General features: G+C 68.9%; 20 protein-coding genes. 18 read left to right on the top strand and 2 right to left on the bottom strand.

From position 1 onward, the window contains the following. Positions 1 to 91: 91 nt before the first annotated feature. The 4 genes from MUN76_RS09215 to MUN76_RS09200 are packed head-to-tail and all read left to right on the top strand — an operon-like array spanning position 92 to position 4,852. Positions 92 to 1,069, top strand: a complete 978-nt coding sequence (locus MUN76_RS09215; RefSeq protein ID WP_244684138.1) for an ABC transporter permease — start codon at positions 92 to 94, stop codon at positions 1,067 to 1,069. Between the two features lie 24 nt (positions 1,070 to 1,093). Beyond that, the gene (locus MUN76_RS09210; RefSeq protein ID WP_244684137.1) at positions 1,094 to 2,623 is read left to right on the top strand and encodes a sugar ABC transporter ATP-binding protein; all 1,530 of its coding nucleotides are present in this window, start codon (positions 1,094 to 1,096) and stop codon (positions 2,621 to 2,623) included. A gap of 23 nt (positions 2,624 to 2,646) precedes the next feature. After that, positions 2,647 to 3,606, top strand: coding sequence for an aldo/keto reductase (locus tag MUN76_RS09205; protein ID WP_244684135.1), 960 nt, complete (start codon positions 2,647 to 2,649; stop codon positions 3,604 to 3,606). A 4-nt stretch (positions 3,607 to 3,610) separates the two neighbouring features. Beyond that, positions 3,611 to 4,852, top strand: a complete 1,242-nt coding sequence (locus MUN76_RS09200; RefSeq protein ID WP_256451821.1) for an MFS transporter — start codon at positions 3,611 to 3,613, stop codon at positions 4,850 to 4,852. Here MUN76_RS09200 and MUN76_RS09195 read toward each other — a convergent pair. Continuing rightward, positions 4,845 to 5,486, bottom strand: a complete 642-nt coding sequence (locus tag MUN76_RS09195; RefSeq protein WP_244684132.1) for a TetR/AcrR family transcriptional regulator — start codon at positions 5,484 to 5,486, stop codon at positions 4,845 to 4,847. The genes MUN76_RS09200 and MUN76_RS09195 overlap by 8 nt on opposite strands. Before the next feature lie 365 nt (positions 5,487 to 5,851). Here MUN76_RS09195 and MUN76_RS09190 point away from each other — a divergent pair, with 365 nt between their 5' ends. The 10 genes from MUN76_RS09190 to MUN76_RS09145 all read left to right on the top strand — a co-directional run bounded on the left by MUN76_RS09190 (position 5,852) and on the right by MUN76_RS09145 (position 17,282). Next, the gene (locus tag MUN76_RS09190) at positions 5,852 to 6,631 is read left to right on the top strand and encodes an SDR family NAD(P)-dependent oxidoreductase (RefSeq protein ID WP_244684130.1); all 780 of its coding nucleotides are present in this window, start codon (positions 5,852 to 5,854) and stop codon (positions 6,629 to 6,631) included. Further along, positions 6,628 to 7,410 carry an SDR family NAD(P)-dependent oxidoreductase gene (locus MUN76_RS09185; protein WP_244684128.1) on the top strand — a complete coding sequence of 261 codons (783 nt, stop codon included), beginning with the start codon at positions 6,628 to 6,630 and terminating at the stop codon, positions 7,408 to 7,410. Before MUN76_RS09190 ends, MUN76_RS09185 begins: the two co-directional genes overlap by 4 nt. 123 nt (positions 7,411 to 7,533) lie before the next feature. Continuing rightward, positions 7,534 to 9,534 carry an alpha-ketoacid dehydrogenase subunit alpha/beta gene (locus MUN76_RS09180; protein ID WP_244684126.1) on the top strand — a complete coding sequence of 667 codons (2,001 nt, stop codon included), beginning with the start codon at positions 7,534 to 7,536 and terminating at the stop codon, positions 9,532 to 9,534. A gap of 31 nt (positions 9,535 to 9,565) precedes the next feature. Then, positions 9,566 to 11,230 (top strand): AMP-binding protein, encoded by a 1,665-nt coding sequence (locus MUN76_RS09175; protein WP_244684124.1) that lies wholly within the window; start codon positions 9,566 to 9,568, stop codon positions 11,228 to 11,230. Between the two features lie 49 nt (positions 11,231 to 11,279). Next, a complete protein-coding gene (locus MUN76_RS09170; RefSeq protein WP_244684123.1) occupies positions 11,280 to 12,206 on the top strand; it encodes an alpha/beta hydrolase in 927 nt (308 codons plus the stop codon). A gap of 29 nt (positions 12,207 to 12,235) precedes the next feature. Next, positions 12,236 to 13,033, top strand: a complete 798-nt coding sequence (locus MUN76_RS09165; RefSeq protein WP_244684121.1) for an SDR family oxidoreductase — start codon at positions 12,236 to 12,238, stop codon at positions 13,031 to 13,033. 16 nt (positions 13,034 to 13,049) lie between these two features. Continuing rightward, positions 13,050 to 14,297: an acyl-CoA dehydrogenase family protein gene (locus tag MUN76_RS09160; RefSeq protein ID WP_244684119.1), complete on the top strand. Its 1,248-nt coding sequence runs from the start codon at positions 13,050 to 13,052 to the stop codon at positions 14,295 to 14,297. Then, complete coding sequence (locus MUN76_RS09155; RefSeq protein ID WP_244684117.1) at positions 14,290 to 15,333, top strand: phosphotransferase family protein; 1,044 nt, start codon at positions 14,290 to 14,292, stop codon at positions 15,331 to 15,333. Before MUN76_RS09160 ends, MUN76_RS09155 begins: the two co-directional genes overlap by 8 nt. 97 nt (positions 15,334 to 15,430) lie before the next feature. Then, positions 15,431 to 16,441 carry a Gfo/Idh/MocA family protein gene (locus MUN76_RS09150; RefSeq protein ID WP_244684116.1) on the top strand — a complete coding sequence of 337 codons (1,011 nt, stop codon included), beginning with the start codon at positions 15,431 to 15,433 and terminating at the stop codon, positions 16,439 to 16,441. Between the two features lie 67 nt (positions 16,442 to 16,508). Continuing rightward, the gene (locus MUN76_RS09145) at positions 16,509 to 17,282 is read left to right on the top strand and encodes an SDR family NAD(P)-dependent oxidoreductase (RefSeq protein ID WP_244684114.1); all 774 of its coding nucleotides are present in this window, start codon (positions 16,509 to 16,511) and stop codon (positions 17,280 to 17,282) included. A gap of 17 nt (positions 17,283 to 17,299) precedes the next feature. Here MUN76_RS09145 and MUN76_RS09140 read toward each other — a convergent pair whose 3' ends face one another. Further along, positions 17,300 to 17,749 carry a VOC family protein gene (locus tag MUN76_RS09140; protein WP_244684112.1) on the bottom strand — a complete coding sequence of 150 codons (450 nt, stop codon included), beginning with the start codon at positions 17,747 to 17,749 and terminating at the stop codon, positions 17,300 to 17,302. A gap of 223 nt (positions 17,750 to 17,972) precedes the next feature. Between MUN76_RS09140 and MUN76_RS09135 the strand changes: the two genes are divergently transcribed. From MUN76_RS09135 to MUN76_RS09120, 4 genes are all read left to right on the top strand, one after another. Next, positions 17,973 to 19,037 (top strand): 2,3-butanediol dehydrogenase, encoded by a 1,065-nt coding sequence (locus MUN76_RS09135; protein WP_244684111.1) that lies wholly within the window; start codon positions 17,973 to 17,975, stop codon positions 19,035 to 19,037. Between the two features lie 203 nt (positions 19,038 to 19,240). Further along, positions 19,241 to 20,260 carry an ABC transporter permease gene (locus MUN76_RS09130; RefSeq protein WP_244684109.1) on the top strand — a complete coding sequence of 340 codons (1,020 nt, stop codon included), beginning with the start codon at positions 19,241 to 19,243 and terminating at the stop codon, positions 20,258 to 20,260. A gap of 51 nt (positions 20,261 to 20,311) precedes the next feature. Continuing rightward, a complete protein-coding gene (locus MUN76_RS09125) occupies positions 20,312 to 21,421 on the top strand; it encodes a substrate-binding domain-containing protein (RefSeq protein WP_244684107.1) in 1,110 nt (369 codons plus the stop codon). 77 nt (positions 21,422 to 21,498) lie between these two features. Then, on the top strand, positions 21,499 to 24,003 hold the full coding sequence (locus tag MUN76_RS09120) for an ATP-binding cassette domain-containing protein (protein ID WP_244684105.1): 2,505 nt from the start codon (positions 21,499 to 21,501) through the stop codon (positions 24,001 to 24,003). Positions 24,004 to 24,044: the final 41 nt, after the last annotated feature.

The following is a 24,044-nucleotide window of genomic DNA, read 5'->3' as shown; positions in this document are numbered from 1 at the left end:
CGCTGTGGTGGCCCATCGATCCCTCGAGATCGGTCGGCCACCACAGCCACTCCATATCGCGCACCAGCCCAGCTGAAGGGACCGCACTCCCATGACACTCACTCAATCCATCAACATCGGACGAGCGGAGCGGAAGGAAACGATCAAATCGGTCGGGCTCCCGCTGGTCGCCATCGTCTTCCTGCTCGTGCTCTTCTCCATCCTGAGCCCCAACTTCCTGCAGGCCAGCACCTTCGTGACGATCCTTCGTGAGTCGTCCGTGCTGCTGGTCGTCGCCGTCGGCATGACCCTCGTCATCATCCAGGGCAGCATCGACCTGTCGGTCGGCGCCACCGTCTCCCTGGCCGGGCTCGTCGCGGCCTCCGTGACCAAGGAGACGAACGCGTTCGTCGCGGTCATCGCCGCGCTGGCGGTGGGCCTCGTCGTCGGGTTGATCAACGGACTCATCTTCGCGTACGGCAAAGTCCCGAGCTTCCTCGTGACGCTCGGCATGTCGATGGTGGTCGGTGGCATCGGCACGTGGCTGGTGAACGGACGCCCCGTGCAGGTCTCCGATGGCGGTCTGCGCTGGATCTCCCAGTCGCAGCTGCTGCTCGGGATCCCGACGCTCGTGATCTGGGCGCTGGTGGTCTGGTTGATCTTCTCCTTCATCGGCATGAAGACCCGGTTCGGCCGTTACGCCTTCGCGATCGGTGGTGCGGAGGCCGTGAGCTCCCTCGCGGGTATCCCGAACCGTCGCGTGAAGCTCTGGGCACTGACGATCGCCGGATTGTGCGCGGCGATCGCGGGCATCCTGCTGACCTCCCGCATCGGCGCCGCGACGCCGGGCATGGGCGATCGCCTGACGCTGGACGCCATCGCCGCCGTCGTGATGGGCGGCACCGCGATCACCGGTGGTGTGGGCGGCGTGCAGCGCACCGTCCTCGGTGTGCTCGTCATCACGATCCTCAGCGTCGGCCTGAACTCCATGGGGGTGCAGCCGTACATGCAGGCGATCATCCAGGGTCTCGTCGTCGTCGCCGCGGTCGCGCTGACGCTCGACCGGGCCAAGCTCACCGTGATCAAGTAGCTCCCGAGAGGCGGAGAGGCAGTCATGAACGAGACACCCATTCTGGTGGCGCGCGGGCTCGACAAGCGATTCGGACCGGTGCACGCGAACAAGGCGGTCGATCTCGAGGTCCGGGTCGGCGAGGTGCTCGGGCTCGTCGGTGAGAACGGGGCGGGCAAGTCGACCCTGCTCTCGATGCTGAGCGGCACCCTCGCTGCGGACGAGGGCACCCTCGAGCTCAACGGCGAAGCCGTGAAGTTCTCCACGTACCACCAGGCCACGCGCCACGGGGTGTTCCGGGTCTACCAGCACCAGGCGCTCGTGCCGAACGTGACGGTGGCGGAGAACATCTATCTGGCGCAGGAGACCGAGTTCACCCGCTTCGGCGTGCTGAGCAAACGCGCGATGGAGCGTCGCACGCAGGAGATCTTCGACGACCTCGGGGTCACCCTCGAACCGAGCGCGCAGCTCAGCAGGCTGAGCTTCGCCGAGCGGCAGGTCGTGGAGATCGTGAGGTGTCTGGCGCAGGCCCGGCTCCTCGGCATCACCCACCCGGTGATCCTCCTCGACGAGCCCACGAGCGCGCTCACGCGCGGGCAGATCGACTTCTTCTTCGACTTCGTGAACCGCATCAAGGATCAGGCGGCGCAGGTCTTCGTGTCCCACCGTCTGGAGGAGATCGTCGCGCTCTGCGACCGCCTGGTCGTGCTCAAGGACGGCGAGAAGGTTGCGGAGAACGACCGGCCGCGGGAGCTCAGCGAGAGCGAGATCCACTCGATGATGGTCGGGCGGAGCATCGCCATGCACAGCCGCAAGCGCACCGTCACGGACGAACTCCGCGCGACGGTGGAGCCGGTCCTCGAGCTCGAGGGCTTCTCGAGCGACAGCTTCAGCGACGTCGACCTCCGGGTTGCGCCGGGGGAGATCGTCGGCATCGCCGGGGTGGTCGGGTCCGGCAAGTCCCATCTGGGGCGGGCGGTCTTCGAACTCGGGGAGGGGTGCCGCGGCACCATCAAGGTGCGCGGTGCGGCACCGCGGCACACGGGGCCGCGATTCGGGATCCGCGAGTCGGTGGGGTACGTGCCCACGGAGCGGCACCGCGAGGGTCTCGTGCTCGGCATGACGGTCGCGCAGAACCTGTCCCTGCCCTACGTGGGCGCGGCGATCGCGTCGTCGCCCGTCATCGACGGCAAGCGCGAGCGGCGGGAGACGGTCGCGGCGATCGAGCAGCTGAGCATCAAGACGCCCGGACCGGGCACCCTGATCCGCAATCTGAGCGGCGGCAACCAGCAGAAGGTCATCCTCGCCCGCTGGCTCACGCTCGAGTCCAAGATCCTCGTGCTCGACAACCCGACCAACGGTGTCGACGTCGGCGCGAAGGGTGAGATCTACGCGATCCTCGACGAGATCACCGCGCAAGGCATCTCCGTGATCCTGATCAGCGACGATCTCCCCGAACTCATCACCATGAGCGATCGGATCCTCGTCATGAAGGACGGCAGGATCCGGTCGGAATACGACGTCGCGTCCGAGACGCCGCCCACCGAGGTGGATCTCGTCGCCGACATGGTCTGATCCGCACCGACGAAGGAGTCGAGATGGAATATCGCCCACTGGGAACGACCGGCGTCGAGGTCTCGGCGCTCTCGTTCGGCACGGCCCCCCTCGGGCAGCTGTTCGGGCCGGTGCCCTTCGAGCAGGCGCGCGCCGCGGCCTTTGCCGCAGTCGACCTCGGCATGAACCTCATCGACACGTCGTCGTACTACGGCGACGCCGAGGACCGCCTCGGGCGCATCATCGGCGACCTGCCGGACGATGTGCTGATCGCGACCAAGGGCGGGCGCCTGGGCTGGGACGAGTTCGATTTCTCGCCCGATGGGATCCGGGCCAGCCTCGAGGCGAGCCTGGCTCGGCTCGGGCGGGATCACGTCGACCTCTTCCAGCTGCACGACATCGACTTCGTGCCGCTCGGCCCGGTGCTCGAGGACGCCTACGCCGAGCTCGTGCGACTGCGCGACGAGGGGAAGTGCCGGTTCATCGGCATGACCGGCTACGCCCTCCCGACGACCCGGCGGGTGCTGCTGGAGACCGACGTCGACGTCGTGCTGAACTACTCCCACGGCACGCTGCTCGACAACTCGCTGTCGGAGGAGCTCGCGCCCATCGCGCGGGAGCGCGGCACGGGACTGATGAACGCGGCGGCGGTCTCGCTCGGGATCCTGACCCCCGGGGTGCTGCGCATGGACGGGCACAACATCGCCTCCGACGCCTCGCTCCGCGCGGCGCAGGCGATGGCGCGGACGGCCGCGGAGCACGGTGTGGACATCGCCTTCGTCGCGAATCAGTACGCTCTGCAGCGGGTGCAGTGCGACACCACCGTGATCGGTTCCACGAACATCGAGCACCTCACGGCCGCGACGGCGGCGCTGACCACTCCGATCGACGAGGAGTTGCTCGCTGCGCTGCTCCAGTCCCGCCTGCCGACGGAGGCCCAGCAGTGGGACGTCGGTCTGCCGGAGAACAACGTGTGGGACTGGGGCGACGGAGAAACGACGTGACGCCCTGACCGGGCAGCACGATCCCGTCTGGGGCCGAGGGCGGCAGGTCCTGATCATCGCCGCACTCGTCGTCGGATCCTTCGGGATCGGCGTGAGCGAATTCGTGGTGATGGGACTGCTGCCGCAGATCGCCGCGGACCTCGAGCCCGAGCTGGTCGCGACGGCACCGGACGCGGCGCTCGCACTCACCGGAGGGCTGGTTTGGGGCTACGCGCTCGGTGTGGTGGTCGGGATGGTGGTAACCCCGCTCCTCCTGCGACGCCTCTCGGAGCGGCGGATTCTGCTCGTCTGCGGGGCGGCGATGCTGGTCGGGACCGCGCTCACCGCGATGAGCCCGAATCTGACGGTGGCGATTCTCCTGCGATTCGCGGCCGCACTGACGCACGCATCGTACGTCGGGATCGCGTCGTCGCTGGTGGGGCGACTGCTCGGGACCACGCACCAGGGCCGTGGTGCGGCCATCGTCGTCGGCGGGCTCTCGATCGCGAATCTGCTCGGCGTGCCGGTGCTCACGGCGCTGGGTTCCGGGGGGAATTGGCGCACCGTGCTGGTTGCATGCGCCGTGCTCTTCGCGGCCCCCGTCGGGGCGCTCTGGTGTCTCAGGCCGCCCGAGGCGCATCCGCGGTCCGGCTCGCCGTCGGCCGGTCGGGGTGGGCCCGGGGGTCGTCGGATCTGGGTGCTCGCGGCCGTCGTGACCGTCATCGCGAGCGGCTGCTTCGCGGTGACGACCTTCGTGGCGCCCCTGGCGGATCGCGCCCAGGGCATCGACGGGCCCGTGCCGATCTCGGTGCTCATGCTGCTGTTCGGGATCGGGATGAATCTCGGCAATGTCGGGGGCGGCTGGAGCGCTGATCGCTCCGCGGAGGCGACGGTGCTGCTGAGCGGCGCGATCGGCATCGTCGGGGCCGCGGCGGTCCTGATCCCGGCGGCGTCGGGCGCGACGATCGGGTTCGGCGTGTGCGCGATCGGGTTGAGTCTGGGCTTGCTGACCCCGGGCGCCCAGGTCCTGTACGTCCGCACGGCGGGCGGGGAGTCGCGACTCGCGGCCTCACTCGCGCCCGGAACGATCAACCTCGGCAGTTTTCTCGGCGCCGTGGTCGGCGGGGCCGGGCTCGCGCTCGCCGGCCCGGCGGCAGTCGGGGTGCTCGCCGTCGCCTGCATCGGCGGGGCGACCGCCCTGCAGATGCTGCGGGTGCTGCAAGACCGAGGCGCGCGCACGCGCGCGGTGCGCTCACCGATCAGGTGAGACCGGCGCTGCTCGGAGACGGGGACGGATCGAGCGACCCGGCACGCACCCCCGCGTAGTAGATCTCGAAGAGCTCGTCCGCGACCTCCCGATCCGTGAGTTCATGGCCGGGCCGATACCACTGGTAGCTCCAGTTGCACATCCCGAACAGTGCGAAGGCGGCGATGCGGGGATGCTGCGGGCGCAGGATCCCCGCATCGATCCCCGAGCGAATGCGCGACTCGATCATCCGCTCGTAGGTATCCCGCTTCGATGTCGCAACCGCCCGGAGGTCGTCCGGCAGCTCGTGGTAGTACTCGAAGAACACGCGCACGTGATCCGACTTCGTCTCCATGAGGTGCAGGATGTCGCGGAACACCTGGTGGAGGAACTCGGCGAGGCTCGCGTCTGCCGGGGTCGCCGACACACGGCCGAGCAGCTCCTCGATCCACTGGTCGTGGATCTCGAAGAGGATCTCCGGCTTCTTGCGGAAGTAATGGTAGACCGTCGCCTTGGCGCAGCCGACCCGATCGGCGATGAGCGCCGTCGAGGTGCTGTGGTACCCGAGCTCGGTGAACAGCTGCGCGGCCGCGTCGATGATGGCCGCGCGACGCTGCTGGCCGCCGGGCGTAAGGTCGTGGTCGCGACGTGGCATCGGAATCCTCACTCGGGTTGCCCCGATTCTACGGGGTGGCGGACACTCCCGACCGGTTGGCCGGTCATGCACCGGTAAAGCCCCTGATCACCCCGGGATTTTCGATACCGTAGAGTCGCAGTAAACGAAGATTGGCCGGGCGCGTGAGGTGCCGATCGATCGAAGAGTCTTGAGAATACCTGATGACGGGCGTATGTGCTGGGGTTTAGATCTAGACACGCGATGATTCCTGTGTAGAGTGTTACTCGAGGTGTTTAGCCTCAGTGACCTCCGAGTTGGAGGGGTCGAGGAGTGCGTTGCGATGCGGCGGGTGCTCGATCGCCACCGACCGGCAACCTTGTGGCCCACGAAGGAGCATGCGGACAATGACGTCAAGACTTTCAGGTAAAACCGTGATCGTGACGGGTGCCGCCTCGGGAATCGGCGAGGCGATCGTGCGCGGGTTCGCGGACGAGGGCGCGAACGTCGTCATCGCCGATCTGAACGCCGAGGCCGCCACCGCGGTCGCGGACTCGATCTCGGCGTCCGGTGGTTCCGCGCTCGCGGTGCAGGTCGACATCACGAGCCGCGAGCAGGTCCGAGCAGGCATCGTCGCGGCGGTCGAGCGCTTCGGGCGCCTCGACGCGTACTTCAACAACGCCGGCATGAACGTCCCCATGAAGTACCTCGACATCACCGAGGCGAACTTCTCCAAGGTGCTCGAGGTCAACGCGCTCGGCACGCTGATCGGAGCCCAGGAAGCGGCCAAGCAGTTCATCGCCCAGGGCGGCGGCGGCAAGATCGTCAATACCGCGTCGATCGCCGGTCGCACCGGGTTCCCGAGCTTCGCACCCTACTCCGCAGCGAAGGCGGCGGTCATCTCCCTCACGCAGGCCGGCGCGCGAGCGCTCGCCGAGCACGGCATCACCGTCAACGGGTTCGCGCCCGGCGTCGTGGCGACGCCGCTGTGGGAGAAGCTCGACCAGGACCTCGAGCGCATCGGCGAGGGCGATGCCGGCTTCGATTCCATGGCCGGCGACATCCTCCTCGGACGCCCGGCCCAGCCCGCCGACATCGTGCCCACCGCGATCTTCCTGGCGGCTCCGGACTCCGATTACATCACCGGCCAGATCGTTCCGATCGAGGGAGGGATGATCCTCGTATGAGCGAGTCACGGGTGGTGCTCGTCACCGGCGCCGGAGGCGGCATGGGCCGGGAGGTCGCGGCTCGCTACGCCGCGCTCGGCGATCGGCTGGTGCTCGTCGATCTGGCGCAGGAGGGACTCGACCGCGCTGCGGCCGCGCTGCGGAGCGAGTGGCCGTCGGTCGAACTGCTCCTCATCCCCGCCGACGTCTCCCAGCCGGAGTCCGTGCGGCGGGTCGCCGCGCAGGTGGAGGCGTGGGCGGGTCGGGTCGACGTGCTGGCGCTCCTCGCGGGTGTGCTGCAGCAGGCGAACAAGGTCACCGAGATCGACCTCGACGAGTGGGATCGTGTCAACAACGTGAACGTCCGCGGCGTCTTCCTGATGGCGAAGCACCTCGTGCCGCTGATGCCCAAGGGTGGGTCGTCGAGCATCGCGACGATCGCCTCCTGGTACGGCCACTCCGGTCACGGCTTCTTCGCGGCGTACTGCGCGTCGAAGGCCGGCGTCATCAGCCTGACGCAGAGCCTGGCCGACGAGCTTGCGGAGGACGGCATCCGCGCGAACACCGTCTGCCCCGGCAACATCGACACGCAGATGCACCGCGACGCGCTCGCCGCCGAGGCGAAGGAGCGCGGGATCACCTTCGAGGAGATGAAGGATATCGAGTGGTCCAAGATTCCGCTCGGGATCGCGGGCCCTCCCGGGTCCATCGCGGACGCCGTCGAGTTCTTGACGTCGGATAAGGCGAGCTACATCACCGGTGCGTCGATCGACGTCAACGGGGGCGTGCTCTTCCACTGAGGCGGGGCGGCGGCGCGCGAGTGTCGCCGCCCGGCGCTCGGTCGCAGCGGCCACCGCGGAGTTCCAGAGGCGAAAAACCGACCGGGTGGCCGGTTGATAGTGAGGATCAGAGAGGATCCGGACATGGTGCACATCGAGAGCCCCGCGCTGGTCGTGGCGGAGGCAGACCTCAGCAGCGACACGCTGCTCGACGCCTTCCGCGGAATGGTGCGTATCCGCGCGTTCGAGACGATCGTGTCCCGAGAGTACGCCGCCGGCAGGATCCCGGGATTCGTGCACGCCTCGCTCGGGCAGGAGGCGACCGCAGTGGGCGCCTGCTTCGAACTCGACCGCACGGACATGATCACCTCGAACCACCGCGGACACGGCCACTGCCTCGCCAAGGGGCTCGACCCGCTCGGCATGTTCGCCGAGCTCTACGGTCGAGCCGGCGGCACGGTGGGCGGGCGCGGCGGGTCCATGCACATCGCGGACCCCGAGCTCGGGATCCTGGGCGCGAACGGGATCGTCGCCGCCGGTCTCCCGATCGCGGCCGGCGCCGGGCTCGCGGCGCAGCAGTTCGGCGACGGCCGCGTCGTGGTCTCATTCTTCGGCGACGGCGCGGTCGCCCAGGGGCTCTTCCACGAGGCCGTGAATCTGGCCTCCCTGTGGTCGCTCCCCGTGGTGTTCTTCTGCGAGAACAACGGCTACGCGGAGTTCACCGCCGCCGAGGACGGACACCCGGCAACGCTCGAGCAGCGCGCCGCGGGATATCGGGTGCCCTATCTCGGCGTGGACGGCGGGGACGTCACCGCCGTGATCGGCGCGATGCGCACGGCGGCGGGTCACGCTCGCATCGGGGGGCCCGTGATCGTCGAAGCCCGCACCGTCCGCTGGCACGGCCACTACGAGGGCGACCAGCAGAAGTACCGGGCGCCCGATCACCTGCGCGCGGGGCTCGAGGTGGACTGCATCGAGATCACCCGGCAGCAGCTCCTGGCGCAGGGCGTCGACGGCGACACGATCTCGACGGTCGAGTCGGACGAGCAGCAGCGGATCGCCGCTGCGGCGGAGCAGGCCTTCGCGATGGAGGACCCGGATCCGGCGAGTGTCGGGGACTACGTCCTGCAGGCCCGCCCCCCGGGTGCGGTCGTCGAGGCGGAACCGACGGGCGAGCCGATGAAGTACCTGGCGGCGATCCGCCTCGCGATCCACGACGCACTCGAGGCCGACCCCCGTGCGGTGTTCGCGGGGATCGACGTCGCCGCGGGGGGCGGCGTCTTCGCGGTCTCCCGCGGTCTGGCGGAGAGCTTCCCGGATCGGATCCTCGACACCCCCATCTCGGAGTCGGCGATTCTCGGGGTCGGGGTCGGTGGGGCGATGGCGGGGTTGAACCCGCTCGTCGAGATCATGTACCTCGACTTCATCGGGGTCGCCTTCGACCAGATCCTGAACCAGGCGGCCAAGCTGCACTTCATGACCGCGGGGCGCGCGCAGATGGGACTCACGATCCGGACGCAGTTCGGTGCCGGACGCTCCGCGGGCAGTCAGCACTCGCAGAGCCTCGAGGCGCTGCTCGCGCACATCCCGGGGTTGACCGTGCTCATGCCGGCCACCTCCGCCGACGCCTACGGGCTGCTGCGCAGTGCCATGCAGGATCCGAACCCGGTGATCTTCATCGAGAATCGCATGCTCTACGGTCGACGCTCGCCCGCGCCGGAGTCCGGTGCGCTCGTCCCGATCGGGGTGGCCCGCGTCGCGCGGCCCGGGAGCCAGGTCACGGTCGTGTCGTACTCGCGCATGGTGCTGGAGTGCCTCGAGGTCGCGGAGCGGCTGGCCGAGGAGGGCATCAGCGTCGAGGTCATCGATCTGCGGACGGTGGCTCCCTGGGATCGCGACACCGTGCTCGGCTCGGTGGAGCGGACGAGCCGGTTGGTCATCGTGCACGAGGCGGTGACGGACTTCGGAGTGGGCGCGGAGATCGCGGCCACCGTGGCGAAGGACGGCTTCTGGTTCCTCGACGCGCCCATCGAGCGTGTGGGGGCCCGATTCCAGCCGGCCCCCTACACCCCGGTGCTCGAGCAGGAGTGGCTGCCCGATCAGGAGGACATCGCCGCGGCGATCCGGCGGACGGTGAGCATCTGATGGCCCGGATTCGATGCGCGGGCGGTGCGCGATGATCGCGCCCACGCGGCAGGAATCGCCATCCTTCCGCGCCGCCGACGCGCAACGTTGGACGATCCCCGAGCGCTTCCGCGACGCGGTGGCGCGAGATCCCGATCGAGCGTTTGTGATCGACGAGACACGCCGGCTCTCTCTGGCCGAGTTGGCGACGGAGGCGGCGCGGTGGCAGCAGCGGCTCTCCGACCGGGGCATCCGGGTCGGGAGCCTCGTCGCGGTCCAGCTTCCGAACTGGTGGGAGACGCTCGCAGTCGTCTACGCGGCCTGGGGTCTCGGGGCGACCGTGAATCTGCTCACGCCGATCTACCGGGACCGGGATCTGCAGGTGCTCTTCGAGATGCTGCCGCCGGACGCGGTCGTCGCACCCGACGAACACCGAGGCACCGATCACGCGACGATGATCCGCGACGTACTCCGGCGCGGCTCGATCGCGGCACCGGTGCTGGCCGTGCGGGCCGCGGGTGATCACGTGGGCGCCGGTGCGGACATCGGAGCGGAAGATCTCGAACCGGTGACGGCGGCGGACTACCGGGGCGTCGCCGCCGATCCCGATGAGGTGTGCATGCTGATGTACACCTCGGGCACGACCGGCCGCCCCAAGGGGGTGCTGCACACGCATCGATCGCTGCTCGTCGAGGCGCAGTCCATCGCCGACACCTTCTCCCTCGCGGGGGAGCGGGTCTTCATGCCGTCGCCCGTGACCCACGTGACGGGGCTGCTGTACGGCATGATCATGCCGGTGCTGACCGACGGCGGGGTGGTGCTGCTCGATCGCTGGTCGCCGGAGACGGCACTCCAGCAGATCGAGGCCGACGGCTGCACCATCACCGTGGCGGCCACCCCCTTCCTCCGGGGGCTCGCCGATGCGTACGCGCAGACCGGAACGCCGTCCGCCCTGCGGCACTTCCTCTGCGGCGGCGCCGAGATCCCGGCAGCGCTGATCGAGGAGGCGGAGCGCACCATGGGCACGGAGATCTCGAGAACCTATGGATCCACCGAGTTCCCCACGCTCTGCACCGTGCACCCCGGGGCTGCGCCGGAGATCCGGCACCGCACCGACGGCACCCCGATCGGAGAGGCGCGCGCGCGGATCGCCGGCGGGGCCGCGGTCGGCACCGGAGAGCTCGAGGTCTTAGGCCCCGAGATGTTCGCCGGGTATCTCGACCCGAGCGACAACACCGACGCGTTCACGGCCGACGGGTGGTTCCGCACGGGTGACCTCGCGACCCTGGACGCGAACGGCGCAGTGACCATCGTCGGCCGGGTCAAGGACCTGATCATCCGAGGCGGCGAGAACATCAGCGCCAAAGAGGTGGAGGATCTGCTGCTCCAGTTCGAGGAGGTGCGCGACGCGGCCGTCGTCGGGTATCCGGACGACGTGATGGGCGAACGGGTCTGCGCGGTCGTCGTGAGCGACGACGCGGAGCTCCGGCTCGAGCGGGTGCTCCGGGGCCTGACCGAGCTCGGCGTCGCGCGGCAGAAGGTGCCCGAGGCCCTGCTGCTCGTCGAGGACCTGCCGCGCACCGCCTCCGGGAAGGTGCAGAAGTTCGCGCTCCGCGCCCGGGTGCGCGCGGCGCTCGACGCAGGTGCGATCGAAACCCGGATCCCGACGCAGCGCGCGGCGGCGCGCGTCGATCCGTCGCCGCGGACGACCGAGTGACCCGCCGGCCCTCCGCGGTCGGCACACATCAGAGAGAGAGGAGTCGCGCATGCGACAGGACATCGAATTCCAAAGCAATGGGGACACCGTCCGCGGATGGCTCTACACCCCCGACACCGGCGAGGGCCCCTTCCCGACGATCATCATGGCCGGGGGCTGGTGCTACGTGAAGGAGATCGTGCAGCCGCACTACGCCGCGATGTTCGCCGAGAACGGCTTCGCCGCCGTGCTGTTCGACTACCGGAACTTCGGGGACAGCGATGGGGAGCGGCGCCAGCACATCGACCCGAACCTGCAGATCGAGGACTACCGCAATGCGATCAGCTACGCCGAGACGCTCGATCAGGTCGACGCCGATCGCATCGGCGTGTGGGGACTCTCGTACAGCGGTGGCCACTCGCTCGTGCTCGCGGCGATCGACTCCCGCGTGAAGTGCGCGGTCTCGCAGATCCCCGTCGTCGACGGATACCTGAACATGCGGCTGAACAACGGCACAGTGAACTTCCGTCGTCTCGAGAAGGCGATCCTGGAAGCGCGACGCCGCAGGTTCTCCACCGGTGAGGACACCATGGTGCCGCACTTCACGCTCGACACCGAGAACGAGATCTCCGCCTGGCCGTTCCCGGAGGGCTACGAGGTGTTCGGCACCTTCCAGAAGACCGTCGCGCCCAACTACCAGTACGACGCCACGCTCGAGTCCGTCGACCTGCTCATGTCCTACAACGTGAAGCCGTTCCTGCCCCGCATCGTGAACACCCCGACGCTCGTGATCGTCGCGGAGCAGGACGACATCACGCTGTGGGAGGAGGAGATCGGAGCGTACAACGCGATCCCGACCGCCAAGAAGAAGCTCGTGGTCATCGACAAGTCGGACCATCTCGCGCTCTACAGCAAGCAGACGCTGCTGCTCCAGTGCGCGGCCGCGGCGACCGACTGGTTCCTGGAGCGGTTGATGCCGCTCAACCAGTCGGCATGACCGTGCGCGAGGCACCGGAAGGGGATCCCATGGCATCCGCAGCAGCGCCCCGGACCGCATCGACCTGCCGACGACTCGACGGCCAGGTGGCGATCGTCACCGGGGCGAGTCGGGGCATCGGTTTGGCCACGGCGGCGCGACTGATCGACGAGGGCGCGTCCGTCTGCATCACGGCACGGAGCGCGGACGGGCTCGAGCAGGCCCTGGCGCGGCTGCCCGAGGGGAAAGCCATCGCACGGGCGGGCAAAGCCGATGATCCGGCGCACCGCGCGGAGGTGCTCGACGCCGTGCACCGGCGCTTCGGTCGGCTCGACGTGCTCGTCAACGCCGCGGGAGCGAACCCGGCCTACGGTCCGCTCGCCGATCTCGAGCACGGCGCCGCGCGCAAGACCCTCGAGGTGAACGTGCTGGCGGCGCTGGCGTGGGTGCAGGACGCGGTGCGCCACGACGGTCTCGGGTTCCGCGAGCGTCGCGGCCGCGTCGTGAACATCTCCTCGTCGACGGCGGAGACCCCCTCGCCGGGCATCGGCCTCTACGGCGTCGCAAAGGCGGCGCTCAGTCATCTCACCCGCACGATGGCAGCCGAACTCGGCCCCGAGATCCGCGTCAACGCGGTGGCGCCGGCGGTCGTGCGGACGCAGTTCGCCGCGGCGCTGTACGAGGCGAACGAGGCCGAGGTCGCGGCGCGGTATCCCCTCGGGCGTCTGGGCGAGCCGGAGGACGTCGCCGCGGCGATCGCCTACTTCGCCTCGTCCGATTCCAGTTGGGTCAGCGGCCAGGTCCTGACCCTCGACGGCGGGCTCTCGACCGTCGGCGGCACCGCATGAGCACGAAGGGCACACGATGACCACCACCGACACTCCCGCGCAGTGGACAGCAGCGCGCGTCGACGAGCTGCGGCTCGCAACCCGGGCGTTCATCCGCGAGGAGGTGATCCCGCGCGAGCTCGCTCCGGGCGCGTACATCGATGAGGAGCTGCGCGCACTGCTGCAGGCGAAGGCACGCGAGGCGGGGGTGTTCGCGCCCCAGGTCGCCCGAGCCTTCGGCGGCCTCGGCCTGCCCATCGAGCACTGGTCGACGGTGTTCCAGGAGGCCGGGTATTCGCCGCTCGGGCCGCTCGCCCTGAACTGCATGGCGCCGGACGAGGGCAACATGCATATGCTCGCCGAGATCGCCACGCCGCAGCAGCAGGAGGCGTACCTCCGCCCGCTCGCCGCCGGCGACACGCGATCGTGCTTCGGCATGTCCGAGCCGCATCCCGGCGCGGGGTCGGATCCGTCCGCCCTGCGGACCACCGCGGTGCGGGACGGGGACGGCTGGCGGATCTCCGGGGAGAAGCGCTTCAGCAGCGGCGCGATCGGAGCCGGGTTCGCGATCGTCATGGCGATGACGGTCGAGGCAGGTTCGTCGGCGGCCACCATGTTCCTCGTGCCGATGGACGCACCGGGCGTGCGCGTCGGCGATGCCCTGCACACGATGGATCGGGCGATCATCGGCGGTCACCCGCACGTGCACTTCGACGACGTGCGGGTACCCGGCGACGCGGTCCTCGGCGCGGTCGGTCAGGGGTTCCGCTACGCGCAGGTGCGCCTCGGCCCCGCGCGACTCACGCACTGCATGCGCTGGCTCGGCCTCGCGCGGCGCGCCCATGACATCGCGCTCGATCGGGCAGCCGCGCGCGAGCTCTTCGGCTCTCGGATCGACGCCCTCGGGATCGCGCAGGGCCTCTTGGCGGACTCGGTCATCGACATCGAGACCTCCGACGCGATCATCGCCCGCACTGCGGCGCTCCTGGCCACCGACTCGCGCGCCGGCACCGCGCTCTCCTCCGTCGCGAAAGTGCACTGCTCGGAGGCCATCGTCCGGATCGTCGACCGCTCGATGCAGCTCGTCGGCGGTGACGGGGTGTCCGAGCATCTGCCGCTCGCGAGCTTCTTCGCCGAGGTCCGCCCGTTCCGCATCTACGACGGGGCCAACGAGACGCAGCGGTGGGCGATCGCTCGTCGAGCGGCGAAGGCCCGTGCGCGGGAGCGCGAGGCGGGGGAACCCGCGCGTGACGAACTCCGACGGTGGGAGGGCGGCGATGCGTGATCGTGGCGCGGACGAGCTGTTTCATCCCGGGCGGGTCGGGCAATTCCTGGCCGAACACGGCATCGGCTCGGGCGAGGTCGACGCCGAGCGGATCGGGGACGGGCAGTCGAACGTCACGTTCCGCGTGACCGGCGGAGGGCGCGACCTCGTGCTGCGCCGCGGTCCGAGGCCCCCGCTCCCCAAGTCGACGCACGACATGGTGCGCGAGGCGACGCTGCTCCGAGCCCTGGCCCCCAGCGGCGTGCCCGTGCCCGAGATCCTCGCCGTCTGCGAGGACGAGCGGGTGCTCGGCGTCCCCTTCTACGTGATGCCCTACACGGAGGGGGTCATCATCACCGATGTCGAGCCTGAGCCGTGGCGTGATCCGTCGTCGCGCCGGCGAGTGAGCGAGCGTCTGGTCGATACGCTGGTGGGTCTGCACGGCGTGCCAATCGGCTCCGGACCGCTCTCCGAGCTGGGACGGCCGGAGGGGTATCTCGAGCGGCAGGTCCGGAGATTCGGCGCGCTGTGGGAGGTGAACACCGGCCGCGAGGTGCCCCTGGTGGCCGAGATCGGCTCGTGGCTCGCGGCCCGACTGCCGGAATCCCAAGGCGCGTCCGTCGTGCACGGCGACTACCGGCTCGGGAACCTGATGTTCGCACCGGCCGGCCTCGGTGCGCCCCGGGTCGCGCTCGTGCTCGACTGGGAGATGGCGACGCTCGGCGATCCGCTGGCGGACCTCGGCTACCTCATGGCGACCTCGGCCGAGCAGGGGATGCCGAGCTCCGTGATGCAGCTCAGCCCCGTCACCGCGCAATCGGGGTACTTGCGCCGACACGAACTCGCGGAGCGGTACGCGACGCGGACGGGCCTCGATCTCTCCGGGATCGACTGGTACCAGGTGCTGGCGCTCTGGAAGGCCGCGGTGTTCTGCGAGGCGATCTACTCGCGGTGGCTCGCCGGCGAGCGACCCGGGGACACGACCTTCGCGCCTCGGCTCGAATCCGGGGTGCTCGAGCTGCTGGACCAGGCGCACGCGCTGATCCTCGGGGAGTGAGAAGCTCGGGCAGGGCGCTTGTGTTTAGTGAGAGTGAATGCGTAGAGTGAGGGTTGACAACCGTGCAGTGCAGCAGGGTGGATGGGAGACGGGCGACGTGACGGAACCACTGCGGATCGGGGTACTCGGCGCGGCCAGGATCAGCGAGGAATCGCTCTTCCCGCCGGCCGCGGATATCGGGGCCCGCGTCGTGGCCGTCGCCGCGCGGGATCCTCGCGCAGCGGAGGCGTACGCACGCGCGCACGGCATCGAGCGCGTCGTCGACGACTACGAGGCGCTGGTGAACGACCCCGAGGTGGAAGCGGTCTACAACCCGCTGCCGAACGGGCTGCACACCCCATGGAACATCGCCGCGATCGACGCCGGGAAGCACCTGCTCGCCGAAAAGCCCTTCGCGAGCAATCTGCCCGAGGCGCAGCGCGTGAGCGAGGCCGCCGCCCGTCGTCCCGACCTCGTGGTGTTCAACGGGTTCCACTACCGTTACCACCCGGTATTCCTGCGGCTCCTGGAGCTGCTCCGCGACGGAGCCATCGGCGAGGTGCAGCGCGTGCGCGTGGTGATGACCGTGGACGTGCCGGATCTCAGCGACATCCGCTGGTCCTGGCCGCTCGCGGGTGGAGCGCTCATGGACGTGGGCTGCTACGGGATCAACGCGATCGACGTCGTCGCCGCGGTACTCGGGGGCACGGCGACACTGCGGTCGGCGACGACCGGGCACCTCGACGGCACCGACCCGCGGATCGACGCGTGGTCCGAGTTGCGCTTCGAGCTTCCCGGTGGCGCCGAGGGGGTCGCGGAACTCAGCCTGATCGGCCCCCGGAGCTTCACACTCACCGCCGTCGGTTCGCTCGGCTCGATCCACCAGTCGAATCTGAGCTACGTCCACACGGACGACCGACTCAGCATCACGACGGCCGCCGGCACACGGGTCGAGCGGCTCGGACTGACGCGGAGCTTCACGTACCAGCTGCGCGCGTTCCGGGACGCGATCCGTCACGGGGCCGCGTACCCGACCACGGCAGCCGAGGCCGTCGAGAATCTGCGGACGATCGACGCCGCATACGAGCTCGCGGGGCTGCCGCCGCGCACCTCGGTCGGCGTCGACTGACGCGACAGCGCATCAGCGCATCGTCGGGTACCCGAAGACCCAGAGATATGAAGGAGCAGGAGCACAGATGAGCGGACGACTCGAAGGCAAGGTGGCGCTGGTCACCGGAGCGGGCAACGGCATGGGGGAGGCGATCTCGCGGCTGTTCGCCGCGGAGGGCGCCGCGGTCGCCCTCACGGACATGTCGCCGAGAGGCGAGGAGGTGGCCGAGGAGATCCGTCGCGCCGGGGGCACGGCCGAGTTCTGGCAGATGAACGTCACGGACGAGCCCGGTGTCGAGGCCGTGTTCGCAGCGGTGTTCGAACGCTTCGGCGCGCTCAATGTGCTGATCAACAACGCAGGGATCTCGGGGCCCACCGCCGCGGTCGAGGACGTGGATCTCGAGGACTGGAAGACGGTCTTCACCGTGAACGTCGGCGGGCCGTTCCTCTGCACCAAACACGCGATCCCGTACCTGCGGCGAACGCCGGGCATGACGAGCATCGTGAATACCTCGTCGATCTACGGCCTGATCGGCAATGCGGACGTGCCGATCTACCACACGACGAAGGGGGCCGTCCGGATGATGTCGAAGACCGACGCGATCACCTACGCTCCGGAGGGGATCCGCGTGAACTCGGTGATGCCCGGGACGATCCTGACCCCGCTCAATCTCGAGAAGGGGAAGCTGCTCCCGGGGGGTGTCGACGCGTACCTCGAGAAGATGCGGGCCGAGCATCCCCTCGGCGTGATCGGCGACCCCGAGGATGTCGCCTACGCGATGCTGTACCTCGCCTCCGACGAGTCGAAGTTCGTCACCGGCACCGAGATCGTGGTCGACGGCGGGTACACGGCGCAGTGAGGTCCGGATCCGGGCGGTTACCCGCGGGGGTACTGCCAGAGCTCCAGCTGCACGCCGTCCGGATCGCGGAGGTACGCCCACTGGGACCCGGTCAGCGCGCCCTCGGTCAGCGCCACGGGCGGCGCGTTGAACGTCGCCCCGCGTTCGAGCAGCGTGCGGTAGGCGGCGTCCATGTCATCGACCTCCAGGCAGACGTGCGTCGCACCGATGTCGCAGTTCCTGAGGGTGAAGTCCTCCCCGTCGGGCCGGGTGTACTCCAGGAACTCGAGGTGCACGGACCCGATCTGCACCATCGAGTACTCGAGGACGGCGCCTGGGACCTCCACGCCGGCCTCGAGGGCGGGGCCTTCGTTGTGGTTGACCGGACCGGGTTCCAGGCCGAACATGCGGGTGTACCACTCGAACGATCGCTGCATGTCCCGCACGGTGATGCCGATGTGGTGCACGCCTGCAACGGTGAATGCCATGTGAGCTCCTGTGATCGATCAAATCGTAGACACTCATACTTAACAGGATTTCATGGCAGTGATCAAGGTGTCAGTGAGTCGAATGGATCCATGGCCGCGAAATATCAACGGAAACCGGGTCGCGGCACCCCGAGGGGGGCGGTGCGCACGGGATCGCCTTCCCACGTAGTGCAGTTATAGTGAACGGCAGTATCGACCTCATCAACTCGAAGGAGAGACCGCAATGAAAGCAGCAGTGTTCTACGCCGCCCGCGACATCAGAGTGGAGGAGGTCGCCGAGCCAGATGGCGTCGCCGCGCACGAGGTCCGGCTGAAGCCGATCTGGTGCGGAATCTGCGGCACCGACTTGCACGAGTACGCGCAGGGGCCGATCGTGATCCCGAGCCACCCGCACCCGCTGACCGGCGCGGAGGCGCCGCAAATCCTCGGGCACGAGTTCTCCGCGGAGGTGCTCGAGATCGGCGCGTCCGTCACCCACCTGCGCGTGGGCCAGAAAGTATCGGTCATGCCGCTCATCTTCTGCGGCGTCTGCTACCAGTGCCGCCGGGGTCGCGGGCACCTGTGCGCGACGATGGCCTGCGTCGGCCTGAGCTTCCGCTGGGGCGGCATCGCCGAGCAGTGCGTCGTCTCGGCGGCTCAGGTCACCCCGCTGGCCGAGAGCATGACCGACCTGCAGGGGGCGCTCGTGGAGCCGACGGCCGTGGCGGCCTACGGCGTCGATCGCGCCGGGGTTCGCCCGGGAGACGAGGTGCTGATCACCGGGGCCGGCCCGATCGGGGTCCTCGCGTCGCTCTACGCCGCGTCGCTCGGTGCGAACGTGACGATCTCCGAGGTGAACCCGAAGCGGCTCGAGCTCGCGCGCGGACTCGACGTGGGAGAGGTGCTCGACGCCTCGCAGACCGACGTCGTCGGCGAGCTCCATGATCGCACGGAGGGGATCGGCGTGGACGCCGTCATCGAGTGCTCCGGGAACGAGCGTGCGCTGCAGACCGCCCTCGCCACTGTGCGCGCGGCGGGACACATCTCGCAGACCGGACTGCACACCGGGCCGGCATCGATCGATCCGATGGTCCTGTCCGAGCGCGACATCACCCTGGGTGGCACCTGGTGCTTCCCGGTCACTGACTGGCCCCGCATCATCGACCTCATCGGGCGCGGTCGGCTGCCGGTCGAGAAGGCCGTCAGCGCGCAGATCTCGATCGACGACGTGGTCGAGCAGGGATTCGACACCCTGCTTGATCCGCGCGGCGACCAGGTGAAGGTCCTCGTGCAGGCCACCGCGTCCTGACGACGACGCCTCGCGGCTGTGCGCTCAAGACGTACAGCCGCGGGGTCACACTCCGATCCTGACACGGCACACGGCGCGCACGGGCCGATATCAAGTTGTTACTGTTTCGGGTTTGTAAACATCGGGTCACTGATTGTAAAGTCTCACTCAACATCATGTGTGCTTCCAGTCACCCGTGAGGTCATGTTTTCGAAGGAGAGAGAATGGCAGTCGAGACTCAGCGATCCGTGCTCCCCGGCTCGCGCGTGCACGTCTCACAGGGACTCGTGACCATGGTCATCGCCCTCGTGGCGATCCTGGTGCTCGGGCTGCTCGTCGCGCCCTCCAGCCTCGCCCCGGGCGTCCTGCTCGGCGTGATCCCCTTCGCGTCCGTGCTCGCGATCGTCGGACTCGGGCAGATGCTCGTGGTGCAGCAGTCGGGCATCGATCTCTCAGTTCCGGGTGCCGTGTCGATCGCGGTGGTGCTCTCGACGCACGTGCCCAATGGTGATTCGGGTCGGTTGGGCCTCGCAGTGCTCCTCTGCGTGGTGTTCGCGGTGGTCGGCGGCCTCATCAACGGCTTCCTCGTCGGGGTCATGGGCCTGAACGCCGTGATCACCACCCTGGGCAGCAACGGACTCATGTTCGGCGCGATTCTCGCGATCTCGGGCGGGGTGCCCCGCACCACGACGTCCCTGCTCGCGAGCATCACCAACGGCAACGTGCTCGGGATCCCGAACACCCTGCTGATGCTGGTCGTCGTGCTGCTCCTCGTGTCGCTCCTCCTGAAGAAGACCGTCGCAGGCCGTCGGTTCGAGGGGGTCGGCGCGAGCCCGGCCGCGACGCGCGCCATGGGCCTCCGGGTGCGCACGCACAAGGTCAGCGCGTACGTCTGGGCACAGCTGCTCTACTCGTTCGCCGGCATCATGCTCGCGGGGATCGTGGCCCAGCCGACGGCGTACCTCGGGAACAACTACCTGCTGCCCTCCGTCGCGGTCGTCGTGCTCGGTGGGACCTCGCTCCTCGGTGGGCGCGGCTTCCCCGTGGCGACCATCGTCGCGGCCTTCTTCCTCACCCAGCTCGAGCAGTTCTCGCTCGCCCTCGGCGTCCCGTACGCGGCGCGCACGCTCATGCAGGCGGGGGCGCTGGTGCTCGGCGTCGCGATCTACACCATCAACTGGGGTCGCGTGCGCAGATGGCTGCTGTCCCGGAGATCCGCCGCGGCGGAACCCGCTTCGGCCTGAGCCGAACACCTTCGATTGTTTCATCCACCGATTCACAGAAAAGGAACCAGCATGAGAATCTCCAAGAAACTGCTGTCCGGAGCTGCGGCGCTCTCGGCCGGCCTGCTTCTCCTCACCGCGTGCTCGAGCGGCGGCACCAGCGACGAAGCTGGTGGCGGATCGGGCGGCGGCACCGGCGATGCCCCGGCCTGGTGCGGACCCGACGAGGCGAGCGTCACGTTCCTCGACGGCTACATCGTCAACGGCTGGCGGAAGATCGCGGCTGAGACGGGCAAGCTGGAGGCCGAGAAGTGCCCGAGCGTCACGTCGTTCGAGATCATCGACGGCCAGGGTGACACCCAGAAGGCGATCTCCGACATCAACGGTGCGGTGGCGACCGGATCGAACGCGATCGTGGTGCACACCGCCTCCGGTGAGGCGATCCTTCCCGCACTCCGCTCCGCGCACGACGCCGGCGTCGTGACCGTGCCCTACCGCGACGGTGTCGGCGGTGCCGAGGGTGAGGACTACGACATCTGGGTCGGCTCCGACTACGTCGAGGACGGACGCACCTTCGGCAACTGGATCAAGGAGCAGTTCCCCGACGGCGCCAAGGTACTCTTCCTGAGCGGCCCGGCGGGCACCACGCAGGGACTCGACGAGAAGAGCGGCCTCGACGAGGTGCTGAGCGACGACAAGTACGAGTTCATCGGCGAGCAGCCGTTCGAGATCACCGATTGGGATCCGGCGAAGACGCAGCAGGTACTGACCGCGGCCATCGCGAAGCACCCGCAGATCGACGTGATCGTCTCCGACTACGGCCCCTCGCTCGTCGGAGCGCTCCCCGAGTTCGAAAAGGCCGGACGCTCGATCCCGGCGCTCGCGGCCTCCGACGGCAATGTGCTCGGCTGCTTCTGGACCGACAACCAGGAGGCGAACCCGGACTTCAAGATGATGACGATCAAGACCGGAACCGACAACATCGCCCTCGCCGTGCAGCACGCCATCGCGCGCGCCACCGGCGGTGAGGTGCCCGCCGACACCGCGTACGCCGGCGGCGTCTTCGAGGACTCCACCTCGACCGATGCGCCCGTGCAGTGCGAGCCGGATCTGCCGGATGACATCTACCTCTCCTCCTCCGCGCTGTCGGGCGAGGACCAGGCAGCCCTCATCGGCAACTAGTCAGATCACCGGGTGCGTTGGCGGGGGCCGTGCGGCCTCCGCCAACGCACTCGGAATCAGTAACGAAGGAAACCAACGTGCAGCAGAGCGACGCCAGTGCGCAACGGCCCGTCATGTCCCTCGACGGGATCGGCAAGAGCTTCTCGGGTGTGCCCGCGCTCACCGACGTATCCCTCACCATCCACGCGGGTGAGGTCCATGCGCTCCTCGGTGAGAACGGTGCCGGCAAGTCGACGCTGATGAACGTCGCGACGGGATCTCTGATCCCGGACAGCGGCACCATCACCGTGGGCGACGAGACCTTCAGCTCGCTCACCCCCACGCAGGCGACCGCGCTCGGCATCGCCATCGTGCACCAGCACCCCGCGGTGCTCCCGGATCTCACCGTGCTGGAGAACCTCCGGGTCGCACTGCCGTCCTCGGTCTTCGCGGGCCGGCCCGCCGCGGACGTCGCGCGCGAGCTCCTCGGGCGCGTGCGTCTCAACGTTCACCTCGCCGATCGCGTCGAGAACCTCAGTGTCGCGCAGAAGCACCTCCTCGAGATCGCCAAGGCGCTCGCCGTGCATCCGAAGGTGCTGGTGCTCGACGAGCCGACCGCGCCGCTCGGCAGCGAGGCGGTCGCCATGCTGTTCGACCTCGTCGCCGAGTGGACGGCCGAGGGAACGGCGATCGTCTACATCACCCACCGGATGGCCGAGGTCCGGCAGCTCGCGCAGCGCGTGTCCGTGCTCCGCGACGGGCACGTGGCCCGCGCGGACGCCGACATCAGCGACGTCACCGACGACGAACTGCTCTCCCTGATCGTCGGTCGCCGCCTCGCATCGGCCTTTCCCGACAAGCACCCCGCGAATGACGACGCCCCCAACCTGGTCATCGAGCACCTCAGCGCCGAGGGGGTGCACGATGTCTCGTTCTCGGCGAAGCCGGGGGAGATCATCGGCATCGCCGGCGTCGTGGGGAACGGCCAGGAGGAGCTCATGCGCGCCCTCGCAGGTCTCGCCCCGCACGAGGGGTCCGTGGTGATCGACGGACAGGAGCTGAGCGCGAAGGCGCTGCTCAGCTCGTCGGGCTACATGCCGGCAGACCGGCACCACGAGGGCCTCATCATGCGGCTCACCGTGCGCGAGAACGCCGCGATCGCGGCCCTCAAGCGGTTCCGGAAGGGTCCGGGGCTGAGCAAACGGGCCGAGCTCGACCTCGTGACGGAGCAGTTGCGCTCCCTGGCCGTGAAGGCGCCCTCGCTCGACGCCGAGGTGTCCGCCCTCTCCGGCGGCAACCAGCAGAAGGTCGTGATGGCGCGCACCGTGCTCGCCCGGCCGAAGCTCGTGCTCGCTCACGAACCGACGCAGGGCGTCGATGTCGGGGCGCGGGCCGAGCTCTACCGGATCATCCGCGAGATCTCCGCGCAGGGCACCCCCGTGATCGTGGCCTCGTCCGACGCGAAGGAGCTCGAGGGGCTGTGCGATCGCGTCATCGTGCTGTCGCGCGGCCAAGTGGTCGCCGACCTCGTCGGTGACGACATTCAGGAGGACCGCATGGTGCACACCGCGGTGAGCTCGAAGACCGAGACGCTCACGGCCGTCAACGCCCGCCCCGGTGGAACGAGTCGGCTGTCGCGGTTCCTGCAGGGGGACTACGCGCCGGTGCTGCTGCTCGGGGTCGTGATCATCGGCCTGGCCGGGTACATCCTCGGCCTGAACGACAAGTACCTCAACGCCTTCAATGTCACCTCCGTGCTGACCCTGACGACGGCGCTCGGCTTCATCGCGCTCGGGCAGACGATGGCGCTGCTGCTCGGCGGCATCGACATGTCGGTCGGACCGCTCGCGGGCATGCTCGTGGTCATCGCCTCGTTCTATTTCTCGGGCGGGGCCCAAGTCGCGTCCATGCTGCTCGGGCTCGCGGCCATGATCCTGGTGTCGATCGCGACCGGGCTCGTGAACGGACTGTTGATCAGATACCTGAAGTTCACGGCGATCGCCGCGACGCTCGCCGTGTACTTCGCGCTGCAGGGCTTCAGCTTCATCCTGCGTCCCACTCCGGGCGGCAACATCGACACCGCGGTGTCGGACGTGATCCAGTTCAAGGTGTTCGGCATGATCCCGGTCGCCTTCCTCCTGCTCCTCGTCTGCACTGCCGGGCTCGAGTTCGCGCTGAAGAAGTCGATCTGGGGGTGGAAGCTCCGCGCCACCGGCTCGGACGAGGCGAATGCGCGTCGGGTGGGCGTGAAGATCAACCGCACCGTGATCAGCGCGTACATCTTCGCGTCCCTGCTCACCTTCCTCGGAGCGCTCATGCTGATGGCCCAGCTCGGGGTCGGCGACGCGTCCCAGGGCGTCAACTACACCCTCACCAGCGTGACCGCGGTGGTGCTCGGCGGTACGAGCCTGTTCGGCGGGCGGGGCACCTTCGTCGGCAGCCTGCTCGGCGCGCTCCTGCTGACCCAGGTGCTGAACGCGATGTTCTTCCTGAAGCTCGACCAGTCGTGGCAGTACTACCTGCAGGGGCTCATGATCCTGGTCGCCGCCGTGGTCTACTCCGTCGTTCGCGCGCGGGTCAAGAACCGGGTCGCCGCGTCCTGACCCGGGGCAGCCAGCGCGTCCTGAGCGAGGGCGCCCCGCAC

Source organism: Leucobacter rhizosphaerae (assembly GCF_022919175.1).
Classification (GTDB): Bacteria; Actinomycetota; Actinomycetes; order Actinomycetales; family Microbacteriaceae; genus Leucobacter; species Leucobacter rhizosphaerae.
The sequence above is the reverse complement of the archived record's forward strand: the minus strand, read 5'-3'. Positions and strand labels throughout refer to the sequence as shown.